This is a genomic window from Paraburkholderia sp. J76 (assembly GCF_905220295.1).
In the GTDB taxonomy this organism is placed as follows: domain Bacteria; phylum Pseudomonadota; class Gammaproteobacteria; order Burkholderiales; family Burkholderiaceae; genus Paraburkholderia.
In genome coordinates this window covers 1-472 of record NZ_CAJMZJ010000058.1, presented here as the reverse complement: position 1 = coordinate 472, position 472 = coordinate 1, and the positions used below count along the sequence as shown (strand labels likewise).

Annotated in this window: 1 protein-coding gene; it reads left to right on the top strand. The window is 60.2% G+C overall.

Annotated elements, in window-relative coordinates; all coding sequences use genetic code 11:
- The coding region (locus U5768_RS31895; protein ID WP_322034297.1) for a type VI secretion system Vgr family protein at window positions 1-472 on the top strand (472 nt) is incomplete at both ends.

Here is a 472-nt window from a genome sequence, read left to right as displayed (position 1 = left end):
TGTCCGTCTGGACGCCGATTTCGGGGCCTCGCCTCATGGCGGTGAAAGCGTGCCGTTGCGTCTGGCGAAACCGTTCGCCGGGAAGCTGCAGACCGGTCTGCACTTCGTCGCACTGGATAACGACGAGGCAGTCATTTCATTTCGGGATGGCGACCCTGACAAGCCGGAAATTACGGCCTTTCACCACCACAGCCAGGCGCGTGACCTGATCACGAACGACCGCCGCTGGCTCTCCCGCAACATGATCCGCACGCAGAGCAACAACAAGCTGCGCATGGAAGACTGGTCGGGCCAGGAAGGCATCAAGCTTGGCACGGAACACTCCGGGAAATCACAGCTAAACCTTGGATACCTGGTCAACAACAAGCTCGAATACCGCGGTGAAGGCCAGGAGCTTCGCACATCGGGATGGGGGGCAATCCGCGCTGGACAAGGTGTGATGGTGACCACCTACGATCGCCCGGGTGCCAAT